The 20,977-nt window shown below is 70.4% G+C and carries 20 protein-coding genes; 10 read left to right on the top strand and 10 right to left on the bottom strand.

The window, feature by feature from the left end:
• The 3 genes from FHX82_RS15770 to FHX82_RS15760 form a co-directional block, all read right to left on the bottom strand.
• Positions 1–1,464 carry a glycoside hydrolase family 57 protein gene (locus tag FHX82_RS15770; RefSeq protein WP_145935724.1) on the bottom strand — a complete coding sequence of 488 codons (1,464 nt, stop codon included), beginning with the start codon at positions 1,462–1,464 and terminating at the stop codon, positions 1–3.
• Entirely contained in the window at positions 1,461–2,237 is a 777-nt protein-coding gene (locus tag FHX82_RS15765) for a class I SAM-dependent methyltransferase (protein ID WP_145935725.1), read from the bottom strand. The genes FHX82_RS15770 and FHX82_RS15765 overlap by 4 nt, the downstream gene beginning before the upstream one ends.
• A gap of 174 nt (positions 2,238–2,411) precedes the next feature.
• Positions 2,412–3,272 (bottom strand): hypothetical protein, encoded by an 861-nt coding sequence (locus tag FHX82_RS15760; protein WP_145935726.1) that lies wholly within the window; start codon positions 3,270–3,272, stop codon positions 2,412–2,414.
• Positions 3,273–3,478: 206 nt separating this feature from the next.
• On the opposite strand from FHX82_RS15760, the gene FHX82_RS15755 reads away from it, so the two are divergent.
• Positions 3,479–4,402 carry a hypothetical protein gene (locus FHX82_RS15755; RefSeq protein WP_145935727.1) on the top strand — a complete coding sequence of 308 codons (924 nt, stop codon included), beginning with the start codon at positions 3,479–3,481 and terminating at the stop codon, positions 4,400–4,402.
• Between the two features lie 27 nt (positions 4,403–4,429).
• Here FHX82_RS15755 and FHX82_RS15750 read toward each other — a convergent pair whose 3' ends face one another.
• The 3 genes from FHX82_RS15750 to FHX82_RS15740 all read right to left on the bottom strand — a co-directional run bounded on the left by FHX82_RS15750 (position 4,430) and on the right by FHX82_RS15740 (position 6,406).
• Positions 4,430–5,248 carry an ATP-binding protein gene (locus FHX82_RS15750; RefSeq protein WP_229881408.1) on the bottom strand — a complete coding sequence of 273 codons (819 nt, stop codon included), beginning with the start codon at positions 5,246–5,248 and terminating at the stop codon, positions 4,430–4,432.
• 82 nt (positions 5,249–5,330) lie between these two features.
• Complete coding sequence (locus tag FHX82_RS15745; protein ID WP_183176647.1) at positions 5,331–5,498, bottom strand: hypothetical protein; 168 nt, start codon at positions 5,496–5,498, stop codon at positions 5,331–5,333.
• Positions 5,499–5,563: 65 nt separating this feature from the next.
• Positions 5,564–6,406, bottom strand: coding sequence for a DegV family protein (locus FHX82_RS15740; protein ID WP_145935728.1), 843 nt, complete (start codon positions 6,404–6,406; stop codon positions 5,564–5,566).
• 214 nt (positions 6,407–6,620) lie between these two features.
• On the opposite strand from FHX82_RS15740, the gene FHX82_RS15735 reads away from it, so the two are divergent.
• On the top strand, positions 6,621–7,406 hold the full coding sequence (locus FHX82_RS15735; RefSeq protein ID WP_145935729.1) for an electron transfer flavoprotein subunit beta/FixA family protein: 786 nt from the start codon (positions 6,621–6,623) through the stop codon (positions 7,404–7,406).
• 14 nt (positions 7,407–7,420) lie between these two features.
• Positions 7,421–8,380 carry an electron transfer flavoprotein subunit alpha/FixB family protein gene (locus tag FHX82_RS15730; RefSeq protein ID WP_145935730.1) on the top strand — a complete coding sequence of 320 codons (960 nt, stop codon included), beginning with the start codon at positions 7,421–7,423 and terminating at the stop codon, positions 8,378–8,380.
• Between the two features lie 90 nt (positions 8,381–8,470).
• On the opposite strand, the gene FHX82_RS15725 is transcribed toward FHX82_RS15730, so the two are convergent.
• Positions 8,471–9,619, bottom strand: coding sequence for a mechanosensitive ion channel family protein (locus tag FHX82_RS15725; protein ID WP_145935731.1), 1,149 nt, complete (start codon positions 9,617–9,619; stop codon positions 8,471–8,473).
• 188 nt (positions 9,620–9,807) lie between these two features.
• Here FHX82_RS15725 and FHX82_RS15720 point away from each other — a divergent pair, with 188 nt between their 5' ends.
• The 7 genes from FHX82_RS15720 to FHX82_RS15690 all read left to right on the top strand — a co-directional run bounded on the left by FHX82_RS15720 (position 9,808) and on the right by FHX82_RS15690 (position 18,844).
• Positions 9,808–10,578 carry a GNAT family N-acetyltransferase gene (locus FHX82_RS15720; RefSeq protein WP_145935732.1) on the top strand — a complete coding sequence of 257 codons (771 nt, stop codon included), beginning with the start codon at positions 9,808–9,810 and terminating at the stop codon, positions 10,576–10,578.
• A complete protein-coding gene (locus FHX82_RS15715) occupies positions 10,575–11,453 on the top strand; it encodes a lysophospholipid acyltransferase family protein (protein WP_145935733.1) in 879 nt (292 codons plus the stop codon). Before FHX82_RS15720 ends, FHX82_RS15715 begins: the two co-directional genes overlap by 4 nt.
• Before the next feature lie 501 nt (positions 11,454–11,954).
• Positions 11,955–13,370, top strand: a complete 1,416-nt coding sequence (locus FHX82_RS15710; RefSeq protein ID WP_183176646.1) for an MFS transporter — start codon at positions 11,955–11,957, stop codon at positions 13,368–13,370.
• Between the two features lie 26 nt (positions 13,371–13,396).
• A complete protein-coding gene (locus tag FHX82_RS15705) occupies positions 13,397–14,596 on the top strand; it encodes a cysteine desulfurase family protein (protein WP_145938882.1) in 1,200 nt (399 codons plus the stop codon).
• Positions 14,596–15,684, top strand: coding sequence for a tRNA 2-thiouridine(34) synthase MnmA (gene mnmA, locus FHX82_RS15700; protein WP_145938883.1), 1,089 nt, complete (start codon positions 14,596–14,598; stop codon positions 15,682–15,684). Before FHX82_RS15705 ends, mnmA begins: the two co-directional genes overlap by 1 nt.
• A 170-nt stretch (positions 15,685–15,854) precedes the next feature.
• Positions 15,855–16,898: a chemotaxis protein CheB gene (locus FHX82_RS15695; protein ID WP_145938884.1), complete on the top strand. Its 1,044-nt coding sequence runs from the start codon at positions 15,855–15,857 to the stop codon at positions 16,896–16,898.
• Between the two features lie 44 nt (positions 16,899–16,942).
• Entirely contained in the window at positions 16,943–18,844 is a 1,902-nt protein-coding gene (locus FHX82_RS15690; RefSeq protein ID WP_145938885.1) for a CheR family methyltransferase, read from the top strand.
• Here FHX82_RS15690 and FHX82_RS15685 read toward each other — a convergent pair.
• The 3 genes from FHX82_RS15685 to FHX82_RS15675 form a co-directional block, all read right to left on the bottom strand.
• Complete coding sequence (locus FHX82_RS15685; protein WP_145938886.1) at positions 18,774–19,574, bottom strand: ATP-binding protein; 801 nt, start codon at positions 19,572–19,574, stop codon at positions 18,774–18,776. The genes FHX82_RS15690 and FHX82_RS15685 overlap by 71 nt on opposite strands.
• A gap of 98 nt (positions 19,575–19,672) precedes the next feature.
• Positions 19,673–20,116, bottom strand: a complete 444-nt coding sequence (locus FHX82_RS15680; protein WP_229881412.1) for a GNAT family N-acetyltransferase — start codon at positions 20,114–20,116, stop codon at positions 19,673–19,675.
• Between the two features lie 84 nt (positions 20,117–20,200).
• Positions 20,201–20,968 carry a S1 family peptidase gene (locus FHX82_RS15675; RefSeq protein WP_145938888.1) on the bottom strand — a complete coding sequence of 256 codons (768 nt, stop codon included), beginning with the start codon at positions 20,966–20,968 and terminating at the stop codon, positions 20,201–20,203.
• Positions 20,969–20,977: the final 9 nt, after the last annotated feature.

Raw genomic sequence — 20,977 nt, 5'->3', positions numbered from 1 at the left:
TTACTCGCGGGTCAACAACCGGGCGTCGAGGTGCCCGAAGACGCGGTCTTCCAGCGGCAACGGGCGTTTTCCTGCCAGGACGGCGTCGAAGCGCTCGGTGTGGACCGCCGCGCGGCGGCGCGCGTAGTCGGCCGCCGAGTCCTTCGTGACCATGAACGCCCAGTCGCTCGACAGGGCCAGCATCGCCTCGCCGACGGCCAGGTCCAGCGCCGGATCCCGCAGCGTGCCCGGCTTCACCGCCAGCAGCCGCTCCTGCAGCGCCGCGTTGGCCGCCACCATGTCCGCGACCTGCTCGCCGTCCCACACTCGCCAGTCCTTGCCCGAACCCCACGACGACGCGGGCAGGTCCACCGGCCCGCCGAGGTGCCCGGCCTCCAGCGCGCCGCCCAGCGTCGTCACGCGCACCCCCGCCTCCGGCAGCGCGCGCAGCACGCCCTCCAGCCACGCCGGGCCTTCGTACCACCAGTGCCCGAACAGCTCCGTGTCGTAGGCCGCGACGACCAGCGCCTCCCGGCCGTCGCGTTCCCGCAGCCGCCGCAGCCGCGTCACGACCGTGTCCACGAAGTCCTTGACGTGCACGGCCACCGTGTCCGCGGCCAGTGCCGGGTCGTACGGCGCCTTGTCCTGCGGTGCGACCTGCTGCCCGGTGACGCGCGACGGCTTCACGCCGACCTCGTGCGCCCACGTGTGGAAGTCCCGGTAGTGCGCGTGCCCGGGATAACCCGCCTTCGGCGACCACACCCGGTACGTCACTTCGAGATCGCGCCCGAAGCACACGACGTCCGACGAACCGACGGTGCGCGCCGCCGACGTGTCGCCGTGCAGCGAGGGACCATCCACGAGGAACCGCCGCACGCCCGCCGCCGCGTAGCCGTCCTCCATGCCCGGCGCGTATCCGCACTCCGGCGCCCAGATGCCCGCGGGGCGGTGCCCGATCCGCAGCTCGGTGTCGTCGAGCCCGGAACGCAGCGCGAACGACCGGATGCGCGGGTCGAGCAGCGGCTGGAACGGGTGCGTCAACGGGCCGCCGAGCAGCTCGATCACGTCACTGTCCACAAGCGACCGCAGGATCGGCGAGAACCCGTGCCGCCACCGGGTTTCCAGCTCCTCGCTGGCGTGCAGGGCCGCGCGGTGCTCCGTCGCGGCGAGCTCGCGCAGCAGCGGGTCCTCGCGCCACAACGTGCTCGCCTGCAACGCCCGCAGCTGCCAGTGGCCCAGCCACTCGTGGAACGTGCGCAGGCAGTACGGGTCGTCGAGCTGCGCCGCGAGGACCGGGGTGACGCCGAGGGTGAGCACGTCGCGCCTGCCCTCGTCGGCGAAGCGGCGCAGCAGGTCGACCACCGGCAGGTAGGAGTGCGCCCACGCCTGGTAGAGCCACTCCTCGCCGACCGGCCAAGAGCCGTGGTGCGGAAGCCACGGCAGGTGGCTGTGCAGGACCAGGCAGAACGTTCCCTCGGTGGTCACGGTCGCACCGCCACGGCGATCAGGTCGAGGCTCTCGTCCAGTCGTCCGCCGGTGATCTCGAACCCGTCCGCGCGGATCGCGGCGACGTCCGCGAGCAGCGCGTCCGGCCACCGCGCCTGCCCGGGCAGCTCTCCCAGCACGACGTCCAGCTGCGCCTCGATGATCGACCCGCCGTAGCGCTCGTCGAGCGCGCGCACGGCCGCGCCGTGGTGCAGCCCGTGCAGCGCCTCGACCTCGAAACCGGCCTCGCACAGCAGGGTGTCCAATTCGGACGGTGCGAGTTCCCGCGTGTGGTACGGGTTCAGGGGAGTGTCGCTGTCCGGGGTGAAGGTCAGCCTGTTCGGGGTGGTCACGAGCAGCTTCCCGCCCGGCCGCAGCACCCGGCGGCACTCGGCGAGGAACCCCGCCTGGTCCCACAGGTGCTCGATCACCTGGAAGTTCGCCACGACGTCCACAGTGGAATCCCGCAGCGGCAGGTACGCGAGGTTTCCCCGCACTGTCCCCACCTGTGGATAACGCCGGGCGACGTGCGTGACGGTGGGCTGGTCGTAGTCGAGCGCGAGCACCCGCGCCGCGTGCTCGGCGATCAGCGCCGCGCCGTAGCCCTCACCGCAGCCGGCCTCCAGCACCGTGGCACCCGCGCAGTGCGGCAGCAGTGCGAGGTAGGCGGCCTCGTGCCGGCGGAACCAGTAGTTCTCCTCCGGAATCCCGGGCACGGTCCGTTCCCCGGTCAGGTGCAGCGCAAGGCTTCTACCTGCGGTTTTCGTCTCCATGCGTTGCCTCCGGATCTCGAACCAGCTCTGGCGCGGTGTCAACTGCGCTGGAACTGGGATGTGCCCGTACCGGATCATCATCACGCAGGAGCCAGCGGGGTCGACCTCACCCCCTCCGAATGGCGGTCGGCAGAGTTGGGGCCTGCGGCGACACTGGGCCGCGTGACGGCCGCCTCAGCCGGTGGCAGTTATACGTCTGCGCTTCCTGTCCGACTTCTTGGGTCTGCGCTCGATCTCGAAAATGGCGTAAACCCGGTCGAGAGCGTGTTCGCTCAGCGATACCACGACGAACAATGCCGTCCCCAGCGCCCAAGCGGCGATCATCGAAACCAGACGCACTTCGTGGAAGGCTGTCGACCAGGCGATCGTGCCCGCGAACAGGGAAGTTCCAATGCAGCACATCATCAGCCGCCACAGAACGGTGCGCACTTCTCTGAACGCCTCTCTGCCATCGCTGCTGAACAGTTCTGGTTCCAGTCTGGTTATCGTATTGAAAAATGCTGCCGCGCCAACGAGGACGAAGATCGATGTACTGGTCCACCAGGTGGTACCGCCTCGTAGGAAGAACTGTGGCACGATTTCGGATACGCCGAGTACGAGTGGTACCAGTGTGTCTCGAAAAGTGGGTGTCCAACGGACGACGGTCAGGAACCAGAGGTACTCGTAGGAGACGACGAGAATACCCATGAAGAGGAAGGTGGCCTGACCGAGCAACAGTGCTGCTTCCGATGAGATCGCATCTGATGGCCACGCATGAACGGTGTTGAGAATGAGGCCGCCAAGGGCAACACCCTGGATGACGCTGATGTTGTTGAGGTAACCGGAAGGGAACGTCTCAACCGAGCGTCGTATCAGTACCTCCTTTGTCAGTGGTTCGAGGGTGCGGGTGGGATCCTCGCCTGCGGTCGCTCCGATCCGGCGAGGAGTTTCGTCGGTCTCCGCCCATGCTCTCTTCGTGGCCATAACTATTACGAGAAAAGAAAGCAGAGCACCGGCGATGCGCGTGCTGCGTCTTCGAATCATGGATTCGTCCACTTCTGGGAGGGCGTGCAGTGGGTTCGGCTCTTTTCGTCGCGCGAAGCCCAAGATCGTTACAAGTGCGGATTCGGCGGGTCGGTGAACTCGATCATCCCGTGGGAATATTTGTAACGTCTGAAGGGGTGTGCCCGACTGCACTGGAGTCAAGGGGGCCAGGCACGGGTCAGACGTGTATTCGCATGGTTTGGGATGGAGTGATATCTGTGTTTGTCACACAACCGCCCTTCTGTGGTGAAGACGGAACGCTGAAATTCAACGTGGCCGGTGTCGCCGGGTTCTACTCGCAGCTTGCCGGTGTTCTTGCGGGACTTGCCTTCGCGGCCCTGATCTTCCTCGTATCAGCCAGGTTGGACGCAGGTCGCGCCCGTGGCGGAGCAGATGCGGCTCCGGACAAGGCCGCCGCACCCCTGGGGTCGGCTTATCGGATGCTGCTGTCGTCCTTCCTGGCACTGACGTGTGCCAGCTTGGGCTACGCGGTTCAAGGCGGGGCGACAGTGTCGAGCGGTCGCGCGGCCACGGAAGAAGTCGTTCTCGCCGTGGCGTTTTCTCTCGCGGGTATGATGCTGTTCTACGCCGTAGTGCTCACGCTGGATGCGACGGAAAATCTGTCAGCCGACGGCCCGGGAGTGGGTCTGCAGGTGTCGTCTTTTGTGCGCGGAGTTCTCATCGGGATCGTGGCGCCGATAATCATCATCTACACGAGCCTCGGGCTCACGGATTATTCGGATATCCGCTACGGAAAGGACAGGGGACTTTCCTTGCTGGAGGTTGTTGCGATCGTCGCGGTCGTGATTCAGGTTCTTGTCAGTTGGGTACTCTACCCCATCCTGCGCAAGCGAGGTTTCGGGCGAGAGCGGCTACCGATCGAACTGTCTGGTGCTGTGGCGCGGATTGGTTGGGCTTATCTGATCATCGTACTGCTGGCGGTCGTCACGTTCGGGGTCATCGACGCGGGTGCGAGCACCGATCCCTGCCGGACGCTCAGCCCGGTGATCCCCCTTGTGGCCTTCGTTACCACAGCCGCCTCTGTTGTCTTCATGACAGGGCATGTCATCTGGTATGGAACCGAGCCCCGTACTCGAACCTCGGAAACAACACCTCCGCCGAGTCGGGATGCGGAGAGTTAAGCATTCCGCTGATTCAGAAGCCTTCGCTCACGGCCATTTGCGGAGAACGACACACCACGACGCGTCGTCCACGCGGAACTCGGGCACCGGGCTGCCCACGCGTGCCATCGAGGCGCGGATGCGCGAGATCCCGCGGCCGAAGCGGTTCACGTAGCCCAGCGCCTTCATCGCCCTGGCCACGCCCGGGTTGCGGTAGTCCTGCACGCGGTCGAAGTTGTCGGCGCGGACCTGCCCGTACGGGCCGCCCGGGTTGGTGATCTCGATCCGGTCCTCGAACCACGCGATGCGCACCGGCGCGTGCGAGTGCTCGTAGTCGCGGTGCATCAGCGCGTTCATGCACGCCTCGCGCAGCGACTCGGGCGGGTAGTCGGGCAGGGCGTCCTCACGGAACAGGCCCTCGCCCTCGGCGAGCTTGGTGCGCAGGTTCGCCGCGACGAGCGCGCTCAGCCGCGTGGCGGTGGTGACGAGATCGGCGCGGATCTCGTGCTGGTCGACGACCGGCGCGTCGAGATCCACGCCCTGGTAGCGGATGAACTGCACGTACGCGCCGGGCACGTGCGTGCTGGGGTCGGTGCCCACGGCGAGCACGCCGAGGTTCGTCGGCGCGCCGCCGGGGGTGATCAGCCGCAGCCGGGCGAGGTCGGGCTCCACCGGACGCTGCGGATCGTCGGTCGCCTCGCCGGGCAGGAACGCCGGCAGGTACGTGGTGCGGAACAGGCGCAGGTCCAGATCGGACGGAGTGGCCGTCGGCGCGGGGCGGGCGTCGAAGGGGGCGGCGGCGAACCGTCTGATCTCCGCGATCAGCCGCTGCTCGTCGCCGCCCGCCTCACGCGTTGTCGTCAGCACCCGCAGCTCCCTCCGGTCCGAGCTGGGGTGACCCTATCGGGTGAGGGCAGGAGATCGTTACGTGTGCACGGGAAGTTATCGATCAGTGTCCGCGGCGGCGGTTCGCCAGCTGGCGGCGCACCTTGTCCACGGCGTCCTTCGCCTGCTGGCGGCGGCGCGGGTCGTTGGCGAACTCCTTCGCCTGCTGGATCACGCGACGCCCCTGCGGACTGTTGGCGAGACGGCTGAGCCGGTTGAGCAGCGAGGCCACGGTTACTCCCTTATGTCGGTTTCCGCTACCGCTTCAACGGCAGGGATAACCGAGGGGTTCCGAGGTCAAACCGGAGAAACGGTCACGCTCATCGCGCCGGGGCCGACGTGCGAGCCGACCACGACGCTCGCCTCGACGATGGAGAGGTCCCGGATGTTCGGGATCCGGTTGCGCAGCTCGCCGACCATCGCCAGCTCCCGGTCGGTGGGCCGGAAGCACGACACCGCGACCTCGCTCGGGTGCGAGCCCGCACGTTCGGCGGCGATGTCCACCAGCTTGCTCAGCGCCCGCTTCGCGCCCGCCACCCGGGCGAGTGGCGCGACCTCTCCCCGCTTCACTGTCAGCAACGGCTTGATGTTCAGCGCGGTGCCGAGCATCGCCGACGCGGCCCCGATCCGGCCGCCGCGCCGGAGGTACTCCAGCGTGTCGACGTAGATCAGCTCCGATGTGCTCGTGAACCGCCGCTCCGCCGCTTCGATCACGCGGTTCACCTGGGCGCCTGCCGCCGCCGCGCGCGCCGCGGACAACACGGCCATGCCCAGGCTCATGCCGACCGTCCCGCTGTCGAGCGTGTAGACGGGGACGCGCACCTGGTCCGCGGCCTGCCGGGCCGCGTGCACGGTCGCGGACATCCGGCCCGAGATGTGGATGCTGACGATCGCCGCGGCCCCCGCTGCCGCCGCGTCCTGGTACGCCCAGAAGAAGGCGCCCGGATCGGGTGGGGCCGTCGCGACGTGCCTGCCCGCGCGCAGGGACTCCACGAGCTCGCCGCGGTCGAACCGGCGCTCGTCGTCGATCCGGTTCTCCACCTGGAGCTGGAGCTGGATCACCTTGATCCCCCACTGCTGGGCGACCTGCTCCGGCAGGGAGGCCGTCGAATCGGTCACTACTGCCACGTGAGTAGACACGGGGTGTGAGGTTAGCCCGAAAGGTCTACGAGTTGTAGCCCGTCCGCCTCGGAGGCCACTCGGAGTAGCGCGATAGGGTGGAAGCAAGAAGTGGGACGATGGTCCTAGTAGTCTGCGATTCTCGGTGAATGGCGTCACCTCGGCGCGCCAGTGCCGGGAAATCTCCCTACTCTACCGATCAGTAGGGTCGATTCCGGGAGGTCGAAGGGGACCCATGACGAAGATTGTCGTTCTGGTCAAGCAGGTGCCGGACACCTATTCGGAGCGCAAGCTCTCCGACTCTGACCACACGCTGGACCGCGAGTCCGCCGACGCGGTGCTCGACGAGATCAACGAGAAGGCCGTCGAAGAGGCCCTGAAGATCAAGGAGGCCGGCGAGGGCGAGGTCACCGTGATCTCGGTGGGCCCCGACCGCGCCACCGACGCGATCCGCAAGGCGCTGTCGATGGGTGCCGACAAGGCCATCCACGTCTCCGACGAGGCGCTGCACGGCTCCGACGTCATCGCCACCGCCAAGGTGCTGGCCGCCGCCATCGGCAAGGTCGAGGGCTACGACCTGATCATCGCCGGCAACGAGGCGTCCGACGGCCGCGCGGGCGCGGTGCCCGCGATCCTCGCCGAGCTGCTGGGCCTGCCGCAGCTGACCTACGTGCGCGAGCTGACCGTCGACGGCAGCACCGTGAAGGCCGACCGCGAGACCGAGGACGGGCTGACCCACCTCGAAGCGAGCCTGCCCGCTCTGGTGAGCGTGAGCGAGAAGATCAACGAGCCGCGCTACCCGTCCTTCAAGGGCATCATGGCCGCGAAGAAGAAGCCGGTCGACACCCTGACGATCGCCGACCTCGGCATCGACGCGGGCGAGGTCGGCCTCGGCAACGCCTGGTCGCAGGTCGCCGAAGCCGCGCCGAAGCCGCCGCGCACGGCCGGTCAGCGGGTCGAGGACGAGGGTGACGGCGGCTCGAAGGTCGCCGAGTACCTGGTCGGCCAGAAGCTCATCTGAGAGGAGACGACACAATGGCTGAGGTTCTGGTTCTCGTCGACCACATCAACGGCGAACTCAAGAAGCTGACCTTCGAGCTGCTCACCGCCGCGCGCGAGCTGGGCGAGCCGTCCGCCGTCGTCGTCGGTTCCCCGGGCACCGCCGGCAAGTTCAAGGAGCAGCTGGCGCGCTACGGCGCGGCGAAGGTGTACGTCGCCGAGTCCGACGACGCCGACAAGTACCTGGTGACGCCGAAGGTGGACGTGCTGGCCAAGCTGGCCGAGCAGGTCTCCCCGGCCGCCGTGGTCGCCGCGGCGACCGGCGAGGGCAAGGAGGTCACCGGCCGGCTCGCGGTACGCCTGGGCGGCGCGCTGCTCTACGACGTGGTCGCGGTCAACTCCGACGGCACCACCGAGCAGTCGATCTTCGGTGGCGCGTACACGGTGAAGGCGAAGGCGGCCCACGGCATCCCGGTCATCTCGGTCCGCCCGGGTGCGGTCGAGGCGAGCGAGGCCGAGGGCGCGGCGGCGGAGGAGACCGTCGAGGTCCCCGCCACGGACGCGGCGAAGTCCGCGAAGATCACCGGTGTGGAGCCGGTGGTGGGCGGCGACCGGCCGGAGCTGACCGAGGCGTCCATCGTCGTGTCCGGTGGCCGTGGCGTCGGTTCGGCCGAGAAGTTCGAGGTCGTGGAGAAGCTGGCGGACGCGCTGGGCGCGGCTGTCGGTGCCTCGCGTGCCGCGGTCGACTCGGGCTACTACCCGGCGCAGTTCCAGGTGGGCCAGACCGGTAAGACGGTCTCGCCGCAGCTGTACGTGGCGCTGGGCATCTCGGGTGCCATCCAGCACCGCGCGGGCATGCAGACCTCGAAGACGATCGTCGCGGTGAACAAGGACCCGGAGGCGCCGATCTTCGAGATCGCCGACTTCGGTGTGGTGGGCGACCTGTTCAACGTCGCCCCGCAGCTCACCGAAGAGGTGGCGAAGCGCAAGGGCTGAGCGCCGGATGTTTCTCGCGGGGCCATCGCCGGACTTCCGGCGGTGGCCCCGCGGCTTTACGGTGCCACCCACGCGGCTGTGGCACCGGCGTCAGGGGTTTTCCGGGCCGTTGAAGGTGTGCACCCGCTCCCGGCCGTCGGCGCTGTCGCCGAACAGGCGGGCGTCGTGGCCGGGCGCCTCCTCCGGCTGGTGCGACGCGGGGATCGTCGGCACGCGTTCGGCGCGCAGGCGCGGCACCGCGTACGGGTGCTTGCCCCGCACCCACTGCACCAGCTGCTCCCGCACCAGGCAGCGCAGGTCGAACAGCGTCGGCGCGTCCACCGCGCTCACCAGCGCCCGCACGCGCACCAGCGTGTTCGTCGCGTCGGTCACCTGCAGCACGGACACCCGCCCGTCCCACAGCCGCGTCGACTCCAGGATCCGCCGCAGCTCCTCGCGCATCTCCTCGACCGGCATGGTCCAGTCCACGTCCAGCTCGACCGTGCCGAGCAGCGCCGCGTCTCGCCGGGTCCAGTTCTCGAACGGCTGCGACATGAACTGCGCCGTCGGGATCACCAGGCGCCGGTCGTCCCACAGGTGCACGACGAGGTAGGTCAGCGTGATGTCCTCGACGCGGCCCCACTCGCCCTCCACGATCACCACGTCGTCGAGCCGGATCGCATCGCTGAACGCGATCTGCAGGCCCGCGAACACGTTGCCCAGCAACGACTGCGCGGCCAGCGCGGCGATCGCGCCGATCACCCCGGCCGACGCCAGCAGGCTCGTGCCCGCCGTGCGCAGCCCGGGGAACGTCATGAGCATCGCGCCCAGCGCGAGCACGGCGACCGCCGCGACGACCACCCGCCGCACCAGCCGGATCTGGGTCTGCATGCGCCGCGCGTGCCGGTTGTCGGCCACGTCCGTGCGCCAGCGCGCCAGCATTGTCTGCTCGACCGCCCCGAGCACCCCGGCGAGCAGCCAGGCGCCGGTCCCGATGAGCGCGAGCGTCAGCACGTGCGAGGAGGCGTCGCGCCACGAACCCGGGGGCAGGGCGACGAACACCGTGATCCGCAGCACGACCATCGCGCCGAACCACCGCAGCGGCCGGTGGACGTGCTGCGCCAGCTCGCCCAGCAGTGCCGCGCGCCTGCCGAGCCGCCGCAGCACCCCGCGCAGGGCGTACTCGAAGGCCAGGAACAGGCCGAACACCACGGCGGCGCCGGCGAAGGCCACCACGATCCGCATCCAGCTGCCGGACATCACACTCCACTCCGGTCGGCGTCACGTCTCCCCGGAGCGATACCCGGCCCGCGCCGGCGCCATGACGCGAGATCGATCACTCGGGATACCTGAGAGCAGCCTGAGAACCGGCGGTTCACCGAACGTGCACGAGGTGGTCACGCGAGGAACCCTCTGGTGGTTTCCTTCCCGCCGGTAGACCTATCGACATGACGCGGTCACAGCTTCTCGTCAGCACCGACGCGCAGCAGGGCGGAGCACCCCGCTACTCACTGCTCGTCGCTTCCGACAGCGAGGAAGTCGTTGCCGCGCAACGACTTCGCCACGACGTCTTCGCCGGCGAGCTGGGCGCGCAGCTGCACTCGCCGACCCCGGGGCTCGACGTCGACCGGTTCGACGAGTTCTGCGACCACCTGGTGGTGCGCGACGACGACACCGGCCAGATCGTCGGCACCTACCGGATGCTGCCGCCGGACCGCGCCATCGCGGCGGGCGGGCTGTACTCCGAGACCGAGTTCGACCTGCGCAACCTGGCGCCCCTGCGCGGTTCGCTGGTCGAGACCGGGCGTTCCTGCGTGCACCCCGACCACCGCACCGGCGCCGTGGTGAGCCTGGTGTGGGCCGGGATCGGGCGGTACATGCTGCTGTCCGGGCACCGCTACCTCGGCGGCTGCGCGTCGGTGCAGCTCGCCGACGGCGGCAGCTACGCCGCGGGCGTGTGGGATCTCATCCAGGCCAAGCACTACGCCCGCGAGGAGCTGCGGGTCGCGCCGCTGAACCCGTGGGACAGCGACGGCATCGAGCGGCCGGCGCGTTCGGTGCTGCCGCCGCTGATCAAGGGCTACACGCGGCTGGGCGCGAAGGTGTGCGGCGCGCCCGCGCACGACCCGGACTTCGGCGTCGCGGACTTCTTCACCCTGCTCGACCTGCACGCCCTCGACGAGCGGTACCTGAAGTTCTTCCTCGGAGGCGGGGCATGAGCCACGCCTGGATGCCGGTTTCCCCGTGTGGGGACGGGTGTCTGACGTCCGGCGCGCCCACCGTGGCGTTCCCGCGGCGGGTGTTGCGGATCGCCGGGGCGGTCGGCGTGGTGCTGACGGCGCTGGCGGCGAGCCCGCTGCTGATGGTCGCGCGGGTGCGGGAACCGTTGGTGCGCTGGATCTTCCGGTCGGTGCTGCGGGCGTTCGGAGTGCGGCTGCTGGTGCACGGCGGTGACGAGTTCCGACACGACGAGGCGGGGCGTGGCGCACTCGTGGTGAACAACCACATCTCGTGGCTGGACATCGTGGCCGTGAACGCGCTGCGGCCGATGCGGGCGCTGGCGAAGAAGGAGATCGCGAGCTGGCCGGTGCTCGGCGGCCTGGTCGCGCGGGGCGGCAGCATCTTCCTGGACCGCGAACGGCTGTCCACATTGCCGGGCACGGTGGCCGAACTGGCGGCAGCCCTGCGCGGCGGTTCGCTGGTGAGCGTGACGCCGGAGGGCACGACGTGGTGCGGCCTGGCGACGGGCAGGTTCGCGCCGGCTGCGTTCCAGGCCGCGATCGACGGCGGTGTGCCGGTGCGCCCGCTTGCCTTGAGGTACCGCCTCGCGGACGGCCGCGAGACCACCCAGCCGGCGTTCATCGGCCCGGAGTCGCTGATCGACTCGCTCCGGCGGGTCGCCCGCCTGCGGGGTCTGGTGCTGGAAGTCTTCGTGTGCGAGGAAATCGCGCCCGGCCGCGCCGCGGACCGCAAGGAGCTGGCGGCGCTGGCGGAGTCCGCGGTGCACTCGGCACTGGGGACGGTCCACGCGCCACGCCACACCCGCGTGGTGCCGGTGGCGCAGCCGGAACCCCGCCCCGCGCCGGCGGTCTGACGTCCGGCAGCCCGGGCGTGGTGCCGGGCTGCCTTGGCGCACCTGCCTCCACGCGATGCCGATCCGCGCCCTGCCCCGGCGCTGCACCATGTCGGGTGTCGGGCTGCGGTGGCTTGGAATCCGGTGGCTGCGGGGTGGCTGGATCCTGCTGGCCCGGCGCGGCTGCCGTGCCGGGGTGTCCGGCCGCGGTTGCTTGGAATCCGGCGGCTTCGGGGTCAGCCGGATCCGGTGCGTCTGTGTCGCTGTCGTGTCGGGTGTTCGGCTGCGGCTGCTTGGAATCCGGTGCTGGGTGGGCTGGATCCGGTGGCCCGTGTGTCGCTGTCGTGTCGGATGTCCAGTCGCGGCTGCTTGGAATCCGGCGGCTTCGGTGTGGCGGCCCCAGCACCGCCGCGCAACCCCCGGCTCCGGTCCGGGTGTCCGAAACCCTGTCACCGCTGGAAATCCCGCCGCCTCAGCGGAAGCCGTTGACCTCCACCGCGGTGGAGGTTGCACTATCGCGGGATGATCGCTGTCGCCGTGGGGCGTCGCGTGTTGTGGCAGCCGGCGCATCGGGGGACCACCGTCGCCAGTCTGCTGGTCGTCACGTTGATCGCGTTCGAGAACATGGGCGTCGCCACCGCGATGCCGACCCTCGTGCCCGCACTGGCCGGCCAGGCGCTCTACTCCTGGCCGTTCACCGCGTTCCTCGTCGCGAGCGTCGTCGCGACCGTGCTCGCCGGGCGGCTGTGCGACCGACGCGGGCCCTCGCTCGCGCTCGTCGCCGGGCCGGGCGTCTTCCTCGCCGGGCTCGTGCTGTGCGGGGCCGCCACGAACATGGCGCTCCTGCTCGCCGGCCGCGTCCTGCAGGGCCTGGGTTCCGGCACCGTCCTCGTCGCCGTCTCACTGCTGATCGCGCTGGTCTACACCGACCGCGAACGCCCCGTCATGTACGCGGCGAACGCGGCCGCCTGGGTCCTGCCCGCCGTCGTCGGGCCGTCCGTCGCCGGGCTGGTGACCGAGCACCTCGGCTGGCGCTGGGTGTTCCTGGGCCTCGTCCCGCTCGCCGCGCTCGGCCTGGCCCTGCTCGTCCCCGTCGCACGCCGCCTTGGCCCTCCCGCCGCCTCGCAGCCACGCCGCGCCGAACCACCCGCCGCCGACTCACGCCGCACCGCCCCACCCCAAGCCCCACCACAACGCCGCGCCGGGATTCCCGCCGCGCTCGGCGCCGCCTTCGGGGTTGCCGCGCTGACGTGGGCTGCGCAGCACCCGTCACCGGTCGCGATCGGGTACGGCGCCGCCGGGCTCGTCGCTCTCGGTTTCGCCCTGCGCAGGCTGCTGCCACCCGGCACGGTGACCGCGCGGGCCGGCCTGCCCACGGTCGTCGCCGCGCGTGCGTTGCTCGGCGGGGCTTTCGCCGGAATGGAGGCATATCTCCCCCTGACGATGACCGAGGTGCACGGCTACTCACCCGCGCTCGCCGGGCTGCCGCTGACGGTCAGCGCGCTCGGCTGGTCCGCCGCGTCGGCGCTGCAGGGCCGCTACCCCGACTGGTCCCGGGAAACCGCGCTGCGCCTGGGTTTCGCCCTCGTGACGGGCTCGCTCGTGCTGTTCGCCTTCGTCGCGCGGCCGGAGGTGCCCGGCTGGCTCGCGTTCGTGGCGTGCGTGGCCGGCGGGGCGGGCATGGGCACCGGCTATCCCGCGATCACCCTGCTGCTGTACCGGTTCTCGCCCGTCGCCGAGCGCGGCTACCACACCTCCGCCATGCAGCTGGGCGACTGGGTCGGCTCCGCGCTCACGGTCGGTTTCGGCGGTGTGCTGCTGGGCCTGCTGGCCTCCGAGGGGGCGCCCTCGAACGCCGTCGTGGTGCTGGCCACAGTGCTCGCCGCGCTCGCCCTGCTCGGCGTCCTCATCACCCGCCGGTGGCCCACACAAGGGTGAACAAGACGGTCTACCCTGGGAGGGCGATGACCTACCTCGACCACGCGGCGACCACCCCCATGTTGCCGGAAGCCATAGCGGCGATGAGCGAGGCGCTGTCCACGGTGGGCAACGCCTCCTCCCTGCACTCCTCGGGGCGGCGGGCGCGGCGGATGGTCGAGGAGGCCCGCGAGGCGATCGCCGAGGCCATGGGCGCCCGGCCGTCCGAGGTGATCTTCACCGCGGGCGGCACCGAGAGCGACAACCTCGCCGTCAAGGGCACTTTCTGGGCCCGCCAGGCCGCCGACCCGAAGCGCCGCCGCGTGATCACCAGCGTCGTCGAGCACCACGCGGTGCTGGACACCGCGCAGTGGCTCGCCGACCACGCCGGCGCCGAGGTGACGTGGCTGGAGGTCGACGAGCACGGCCGCGTGCGGCCCGAGGTGCTGCGCAAGGCGATCGAGCAGGACCCGTCCGACGTCGCGCTGGTCTCCGTGATGTGGGCGAACAACGAGGTCGGCACCGTCAACCCGCTGCCCGAGCTCGCGGCGGTCTGCGCCGAGCACGACATCCCGCTGCACACCGACGCCGTGCAGGCGGTCGGCGGCGTGCCCATCGACTTCGCGGCCAGCGGCGTCAGCGCGCTCACGCTCACCGGCCACAAGATCGGCGGCCCGTACGGCGTCGGCGCGCTGCTGCTCGCCCGCGACGCCGAATGCGTGCCGCTGCTGCACGGCGGCGGGCAGGAGCGCGACGTCCGCTCGGGCACGCTCGACGTGCCCGCGATCCACGCGTTCGCCACGGCCGTGCGCACCACGGTCGGCCAGCAGCAGGAGCGGGCGGCCGAGATCGGGCGCCTTCGCGACGCGCTGATCGACGCGATCCGCCGCGAGGTGCCCGACGCGGTGCTCAACGGTGCGCCGCCCGGGGAGGGCAGGCTGCCCGGCAACGCGCACTTCACCTTCTCGGGCTGTGCGGGTGACAGCCTGCTGATGCTGCTGGACGCCAAGGGCATCGAGTGCTCGACGGGCTCGGCCTGCACGGCCGGGGTCGCGCAGCCCAGCCACGTGCTGCTCGCGATGGGCGCGGACCCGACGGACGCGCGTTGCTCGCTGCGCTTCTCCCTCGGCCACACCACCACCCAGGAGGACGTGGACGCGGTCGCGCGTGAGATCGGCGCGGTGGTGGCCCGGGCACGCCAGGCGGGGTTGACCGGAATGCGCAAGCAGGCGAAGCAGGAGGTGTGATGCGGGTACTGGCCGCGATGAGCGGGGGAGTGGACTCGGCGGTGGCCGCCGCCCGCGCCGTCGACGCCGGGCACGACGTCGTCGGGGTGCACCTGGCGCTGTCGGCGAAGCCGGGCACGCTGCGCACCGGCGCGCGGGGTTGCTGCACGCTGGAGGACTCGAACGACGCCCGCCGGGCCGCCGACATCCTCGGCATCCCGTTCTACGTGTGGGACTTCGCGGAGCGCTTCACCGAAGAGGTGATCGAGAGCTTCGTGGGCGAGTACGCCGCCGGGCGCACGCCGAACCCGTGCGTGACGTGCAACGAGAAGATCAAGTTCGAGGCGCTGCTGGAGAAGGCGATGGCGCTCGGCTTCGACGCCGTCGCCACCGGCCACTACGCCCGGCTGTCCCTTGTGGACGGTGTGCCGGAGCTGCGCCGCAGCGCCGACGAGGGCAAGGACCAGTCGTACGTGCTGGCGTCGCTGACGCCCGAGCAGCTGCGGCACTCGCTGTTCCCGCTCGGCGACTCGCACAAGTCCGACGTGCGGGACGAGGCGGAGCGCCGCGGGCTCGCCGTCGCGCGCAAGCCCGACAGCCACGACATCTGCTTCATCCCCGACGGCGACACGAAGAAGTTCCTCGAACGCAGGCTCGGCGAGCGCCCCGGCGATCTGGTGGACGCCGAGACGGGTGCGGTGCTGGGGCGGCACACGGGCGTGCACGGCTTCACGATCGGCCAGCGCAAGGGCCTGGGCGTGGAGCACCCCGCGGCCGACGGCAGGCCGCGTTACGTGCTTTCGCTCGAACCGGTGTCGGGCACGGTCACGGTGGGCGCGGCCGAGCGGCTGGCGGTCCGCGGGATCCGCGCCGACCGGGCGGTGTGGCCAGGCGGACCGCTCGACGGGCCCACCGAGTGCGTGATCCAGGTGCGGGCGCACGGCGGCACCGCGGACGCGGTGGCCGAGGTCGTCGACGGCGAGGTGCGCGTCCAGTTGCGCGAACCGTTGCGCGGCGTTGCGCCCGGGCAGGTCGTGGTGCTGTACCGGCCTGACCCGCGGGGGGACCTCGTGCTGGGCAGCGCCAAAATTTCCGGTACCACTTCCTGACGTTCGGGGTGCGGAGCGCCGCCTACGACGGCGTAGGCTCACGTGGTGTGATGGTCGGCACTACCAACCGCCGCGAGGAGCGAAGCCCTCGACCGGTCGCATGCCGGTTGTGAACTCCTCCGGCTGGCAGCGCGACTGTCGCGACAAGGCAAGCGAAGGAGGCGCCCGGCGTGAGTGAGCAGCCGAGGGACCTGGTGGTCGTCGGTGCGTCTGCCGGGGGCGTCGAGGCGTTGCGTGACCTGGTGAGCGGGCTCCCGGCGGACTTCGCCGCGGCTGTGGTGGTCGTGCTGCACCTGCCGCCCGCCGGGGTGAGCTCGCTCCCGGCGATCCTCGGCAGGGCGGGGCCGCTTCCCGCCGAAAGCGCGCGCCACGGCGGAACGCTGCGGCCGGGGCGCATCTACACCGCCCCGCCCGACCACCACCTGCTCGTCGAGGACGGGCGCGTCCGGCTGTCGCGGGGGCCGACGGAGAACGGGCACCGCCCGGCCATCGACGCCACGTTCCGTTCGGCGGCGCAGGCGCGCGGGCCGGGCGTGATCGGGGTCGTCCTCTCGGGCTCGCTCGACGACGGCACCACCGGCCTGTCGGTGATCAAGTCCCGGGGCGGGCTCGCCTACGTGCAGGACCCCAAGGAGGCGATCTACCGGGGGATGCCGGAGAGCGCCTTGATGCGGGTGAAGATGGACGGCGTCCTGCCGGCGCGGGAGATGGGCGCGGAGCTGGCGCAGCGGGTGCGGGAGACCGTCGACGGCTGCGGCGTGCCGCCGCTCTCCCTGATCGACGAGGTGGAAGCCAAGGCCGCGCGCGCCGGGGAGCGGGTGGCCGCGAGCCTGCCGGAGGTGGTCGACGTGACGAATCCGTCCAAGTTCGCCTGCCCGGACTGCCAGGGCGTGCTGTTCTCGCTGGACGAGCGGGGCATGCGGTACCGGTGCCGGGTCGGGCACGCCTGGACCGCGCAGGCGCTGTTCCAGCAGCAGTCGCAGGAGATCGAGCAGGCGCTGTGGGCCGGGTTGCGCGCGCTGGAGGAGAAACGCGATCTGGCCGGCAGCATGTGCGAGGACGCCCAGGCGCGGGGCTTTCCGCTCGTGGCCACCCGCTACCAGTGGCACGCCGAGGAGACCTCGCGAGCGGTGGAGGTGCTCCGCCAGTTCCTCCTGAACGGGCTTCCGGCACCTGACGGGCCGGCGGACGAGTTGTCCGATGAGTCGGCGTGAGGTGAATTCGTCGATGGCGGCAGACAGTGGGTAGGGTCCGCGAGGTGAGCGAGCAGACCGGAATTGAGCGGGACGAGGGGTTCGAGGCGATCCTCGAACACCTGAAGGAAACGCGCGGTTTCGATTTCACCGGGTACAAGCGCAGCAGCCTGATGCGCCGCGTCTCCCGGCGCATGGCGCAGGTGGGCGCCGACGGCTATCCCGACTACCTCGACCACCTGCAGGCCAACAGCGACGAGTTCGCCGCGTTGTTCAACACGATCCTGATCAACGTCACCGGTTTCTTCCGCGACCCCGACGCGTGGGACTACCTGCAGGCCGAGGTCGTGCCGATGCTGCTCGCCGAGCGCGGGCCCGACGACCAGGTGCGGATCTGGAGCGCGGGCTGCTCGTCGGGGGAGGAGGCGTACAGCCTCGCCATCGTGCTCGCCGAGGCGATGGGCCTCGAAGAGTTCCGCCAGCGCGTGAAGATCTACGCGACCGACGTGGACGAGGAAGCGCTCGCCCAGGCCCGCCAGGCGACCTACGGCGAGAAGGAGATCGAGTCGCTGCCCGAGGAGTACGTGCGGAAGTACTTCGAGAGGCTCGCCGGCCGCTACGCCTTCCACAAGGACCTGCGCCGGTCGGTGATCTTCGGCCGCAACGACCTCGTGCAGGACGCGCCGATCTCCCGCATCGACCTGCTGCTCTGCCGCAACACGCTGATGTACTTCACCGCCGAGACGCAGGCGAACATCCTGCGGAAGCTGCACTTCGCGTTGCAGCCCCGCGGGGTGCTGTTCATGGGCAAGGCGGAGATGCTGCTGTCCCACAGCCGCCTGTTCGACCCGCTCGACCTCAGGCACCGCGTCTTCCGGAAGGTGGCGTTCACGCCCGCGGGCGCCTCGGTGTTCGGCATGTCCTTCGCCCAGGACCAGCCGACCGCGGTCACGGAGGCCGACGAGCTGCGCGCCCTGGCCTTCTCCGCGAGTCCCGTCGCCCAGGTGGTGGTCAACTCCGAGGACGTCGTCGCGCTGGCGAACAGCCAGGCGCAGCAGCTGTTCGGCCTGTCGGAGCGCGACATCGGCCGTCCCCTGCCCGACCTGGAGCTGTCCTACCGCCCGGTCGAGCTGCGCGGGTACGTCGCGCAGGCACGCGAGGAACGGCGGGCGATGCGGGTCAAGGATGTCGAGTGGCAGCGCGGTCCCGGCGAGGTGCTCGTGCTGGAGCTGCACGTCAGCCCGCTGCTCTCGCTCAGCGACGAGGTGATCGGGGTGTCCGTGGTGTTCCACGACGTCACCACGAGCCACCGCCTGCTCTCCGAGCTGGCGAACGCCAACCGGGCGCGGGAGAACGCCTACGAGGAGCTCCAGTCGACCACCGAGGAACTGGAGACCACCAACGAGGAACTGCAGTCCACGGTCGAGGAACTGGAGACCACCAACGAGGAGCTCCAGTCGACGAACGAGGAGCTGGAAACCACCAACGAGGAGCTCCACTCCACGAACGACGAGCTGCAGACCATCAACAACGCGCTGCGCGACCGCACGAGCGAGCTGGACGACGTCAACGAGTTCCTGGAGTCGATCCTCACGTCGCTGCGGGCCGGGGTCGTGGTGGTGGACCACCAGATGCGCGTCGTGGCGTGGAACTCGGGCGCGGAGGAGCTGTGGGGGCTGCGCAACGACGAGGCCGCGGGCGAGCACCTGCTCAACCTCGACATCGGCCTGCCGGTGGCGGAGCTGCGCCCGGTGGTGCGGCCCGCGCTGGCCGACCCGGCCTACTCGGAGGAAATCGTGCTGAAGGCGGTGAACCGGCGCGGCCGGGCCGTCACGGTGCGCGTCGCGTGCGGGGCGCTGCGGAACCGGCGCGGGGAGTCGACCGGGGCGATCCTCGTCATGGAGACCATGGACGGCCTCGCGGAACCTGCCACGCGGGGTACCTCTCGAACCAGCGAGGACCGGTAGTCAGCGTCGCCCAGGTGATCTTGCCGCCCTCCAGGTCCGGGGAGCAGCCCCACGCCTTGGCGATGTCGGAGACGATCTGCAGGCCGTAGCCCACGGGCTGGCCCTGCTTGCCTTGCCGCAGTACGGCGGGCTTCGGGCTGCCGTCGCGCACGGCCACGGTGAGCACGCCGCTGCGCAGCTCCAGTCGCAGCTCCAGATCGGTGCCGGCGTGCTCGATCGCGTTCTCCACCAGCTCGGAGGCGATGCACAGCGCGTCGGAGGTCCAGGCTTCGATCCGCCAGTCGCGGCAGGTCTCCCGGACGAAGTTGCGCGCCGCCCCCGAGCACATCAGCACCGGCGGGTACAGGGCTCGCCGTCGGCGCCGCGGCGGCGGGGCCTCCGCGGCGCGGACCGCGTCCTCGACCGTCGCGAAGACGGGAACGAACTTGCTGACGGCGCTGCCGACGATCGAACCGCGCTGGTCGGCGTCGCTCGACACGAGGAAGACCGGCACGTCCGGCCACTGGCTCACGCGCATCCAGACCGCCGAGAACACGGTGAGCAGCGGCTGGCTGTCGACCCGGAGCTCGTCCAGTCGCGCCACGACCGCGCGCGGCTGCTCCAGCGCGAGCTTGATCAGGGCGTCACGGAGGTAGGGGTAGCTGCGGGAGTCGAGAATGCCGTTGATCGTGGCGAGGAGGCACCCGTCCCGCTCTTCGTGCGAGACCTCGATCTGGTCGGCTTCGTTCATCGCGGCCACTCTCGGAGAGCAATCGGGAATTTCGCTGATACCCACATCATGGTCAGTTCACACGTTCGGGAAAGAACATTTCGCGCGAATGCAACGGTTCACAGCGCCAGCTTGAACCCGAGATGGCTCTGTTCGAAGCCCAACCGCAGGTAGAAGCGGTGCGCGGCGGTCCGCGAGGCGTCGGAGGTGAGCTGCACCAGAACGCAGTCGCGTCGCCTCGCCGCATCGATCGCCCACTTCACGAGGGTGCCGCCGAGGCCGTCGCCGCGGCGGTCCGCGCGCACGCGGACCGCTTCGATCAGCGCGCGGGTGGCACCCTGGCGTGACAGTCCGGGGATGAACGTCAACTGCAAGGTGCCGACGACCTCGCCGTCGTCGTCCGCGACGGCGAGGAGCTGGTCCGGATCGGCGTCGACGCGGGCGAACGCCCGCTCGTAGGGGGTGAGGTCGTCCGGCGACTCGCGGCTCCTGCCGAGGGGGTCGTCGGCCAGCATGGCGACGATCGGCCCGACATCGGCGGCCGTGGCGCGCCGGATGTTGATCTCACTCACCACCCGAGTATGGCACCTACCCCGGGGGTGAACCCTCATGATCACTCACGAGAGCGGCACGCTTGCGCAGAGGCGTTACTGGCCGATCTCCTGCTGGATCCAGTCGGCGATGACATCGACGCGCAAGGTGGTCTCGTCGTCGGTGTGCGGGCAGTCCGGTCCGGTGCTTTCCACGGACACCAGCGTGGTTCCGCTGAAGTAGGGCGCGCCCGAGTCGTAGGTGCAGGCGCTGGTGTCCGCCTCGGGCCACACGCCGTGCGCGAGGACGGTGGTACGGGTGACGCTGCTGACCTCGACCCGCCCGTAGCGCAGCTGCGTCGACGGCGTCGGGTTGGTGCTTTCGGTGGCACCCCAGCCGGCGAGCGTCAGCTCGTCGCCGACGGCGGGCGCTTGCTGCGGGAGCTGCAGCGTCTCGACGCCCTCGACGGGCGAGGCCAGCTTCGCCAGCGCGATGTCGTTCGCCGGTGACTGGCGCACGTCGACGATGTCGACGGTGACGGCGTTGGGGTCGCTGAGCTCGGCCACCCCGATCGTCGCCGTGGCGTGGTACAGCGGCGGACCGCTCACCGGGTTGCGGTTCACGTCGTGGAAGCAGTGCCCGGCCGTGACTATCCACTGAGGACTGATCAGACCCGCGGAGCACGCGCTGTCGTAGGTCGAGCCGTCGGGCTTCGGGATGTCGGTCGCGGTGATCTCGACCGCGAAGGGGAACTGGCCCGGCGCCGCGTCGTGCCCGTCGGCCACGGCACCGGCGGGTCCGGAACCGGTCCACAGCGCGGCCGCCGCTCCGGCCGAACCGGCGAGTACGGCAGCGACCATCCCGGTCACCGTGATCCTGCGCATGTCGTGCCT

The organism is Amycolatopsis bartoniae, assembly GCF_014191255.1.
In the GTDB taxonomy this organism is placed as follows: domain Bacteria; phylum Actinomycetota; class Actinomycetes; order Mycobacteriales; family Pseudonocardiaceae; genus Amycolatopsis_E; species Amycolatopsis_E bartoniae.
The sequence above is the reverse complement of the archived record's forward strand: the minus strand, read 5'-3'. Positions and strand labels throughout refer to the sequence as shown.

What these genes read in the sequence shown, in the direction of transcription:
- mnmA (WP_145938883.1), top strand. Translation starts at nt 14,596, where the DNA reads ATGCGGGTACTGGCCGCGATGAGCGGGGGAGTGGACTCGGCGGTGGCC.
- FHX82_RS15730 (WP_145935730.1), top strand. Translation starts at nt 7,421, where the DNA reads ATGGCTGAGGTTCTGGTTCTCGTCGACCACATCAACGGCGAACTCAAG.
- FHX82_RS15710 (WP_183176646.1), top strand. Translation starts at nt 11,955, where the DNA reads ATGATCGCTGTCGCCGTGGGGCGTCGCGTGTTGTGGCAGCCGGCGCAT.
- FHX82_RS15715 (WP_145935733.1), top strand. Translation starts at nt 10,575, where the DNA reads ATGAGCCACGCCTGGATGCCGGTTTCCCCGTGTGGGGACGGGTGTCTG.
- FHX82_RS15675 (WP_145938888.1), bottom strand. Translation starts at nt 20,968, where the DNA reads ATGCGCAGGATCACGGTGACCGGGATGGTCGCTGCCGTACTCGCCGGT.
- FHX82_RS15765 (WP_145935725.1), bottom strand. Translation starts at nt 2,237, where the DNA reads ATGGAGACGAAAACCGCAGGTAGAAGCCTTGCGCTGCACCTGACCGGG.
- FHX82_RS15725 (WP_145935731.1), bottom strand. Translation starts at nt 9,619, where the DNA reads ATGTCCGGCAGCTGGATGCGGATCGTGGTGGCCTTCGCCGGCGCCGCC.
- FHX82_RS15735 (WP_145935729.1), top strand. Translation starts at nt 6,621, where the DNA reads ATGACGAAGATTGTCGTTCTGGTCAAGCAGGTGCCGGACACCTATTCG.
- FHX82_RS15720 (WP_145935732.1), top strand. Translation starts at nt 9,808, where the DNA reads ATGACGCGGTCACAGCTTCTCGTCAGCACCGACGCGCAGCAGGGCGGA.
- FHX82_RS15705 (WP_145938882.1), top strand. Translation starts at nt 13,397, where the DNA reads ATGACCTACCTCGACCACGCGGCGACCACCCCCATGTTGCCGGAAGCC.
- FHX82_RS15685 (WP_145938886.1), bottom strand. Translation starts at nt 19,574, where the DNA reads ATGAACGAAGCCGACCAGATCGAGGTCTCGCACGAAGAGCGGGACGGG.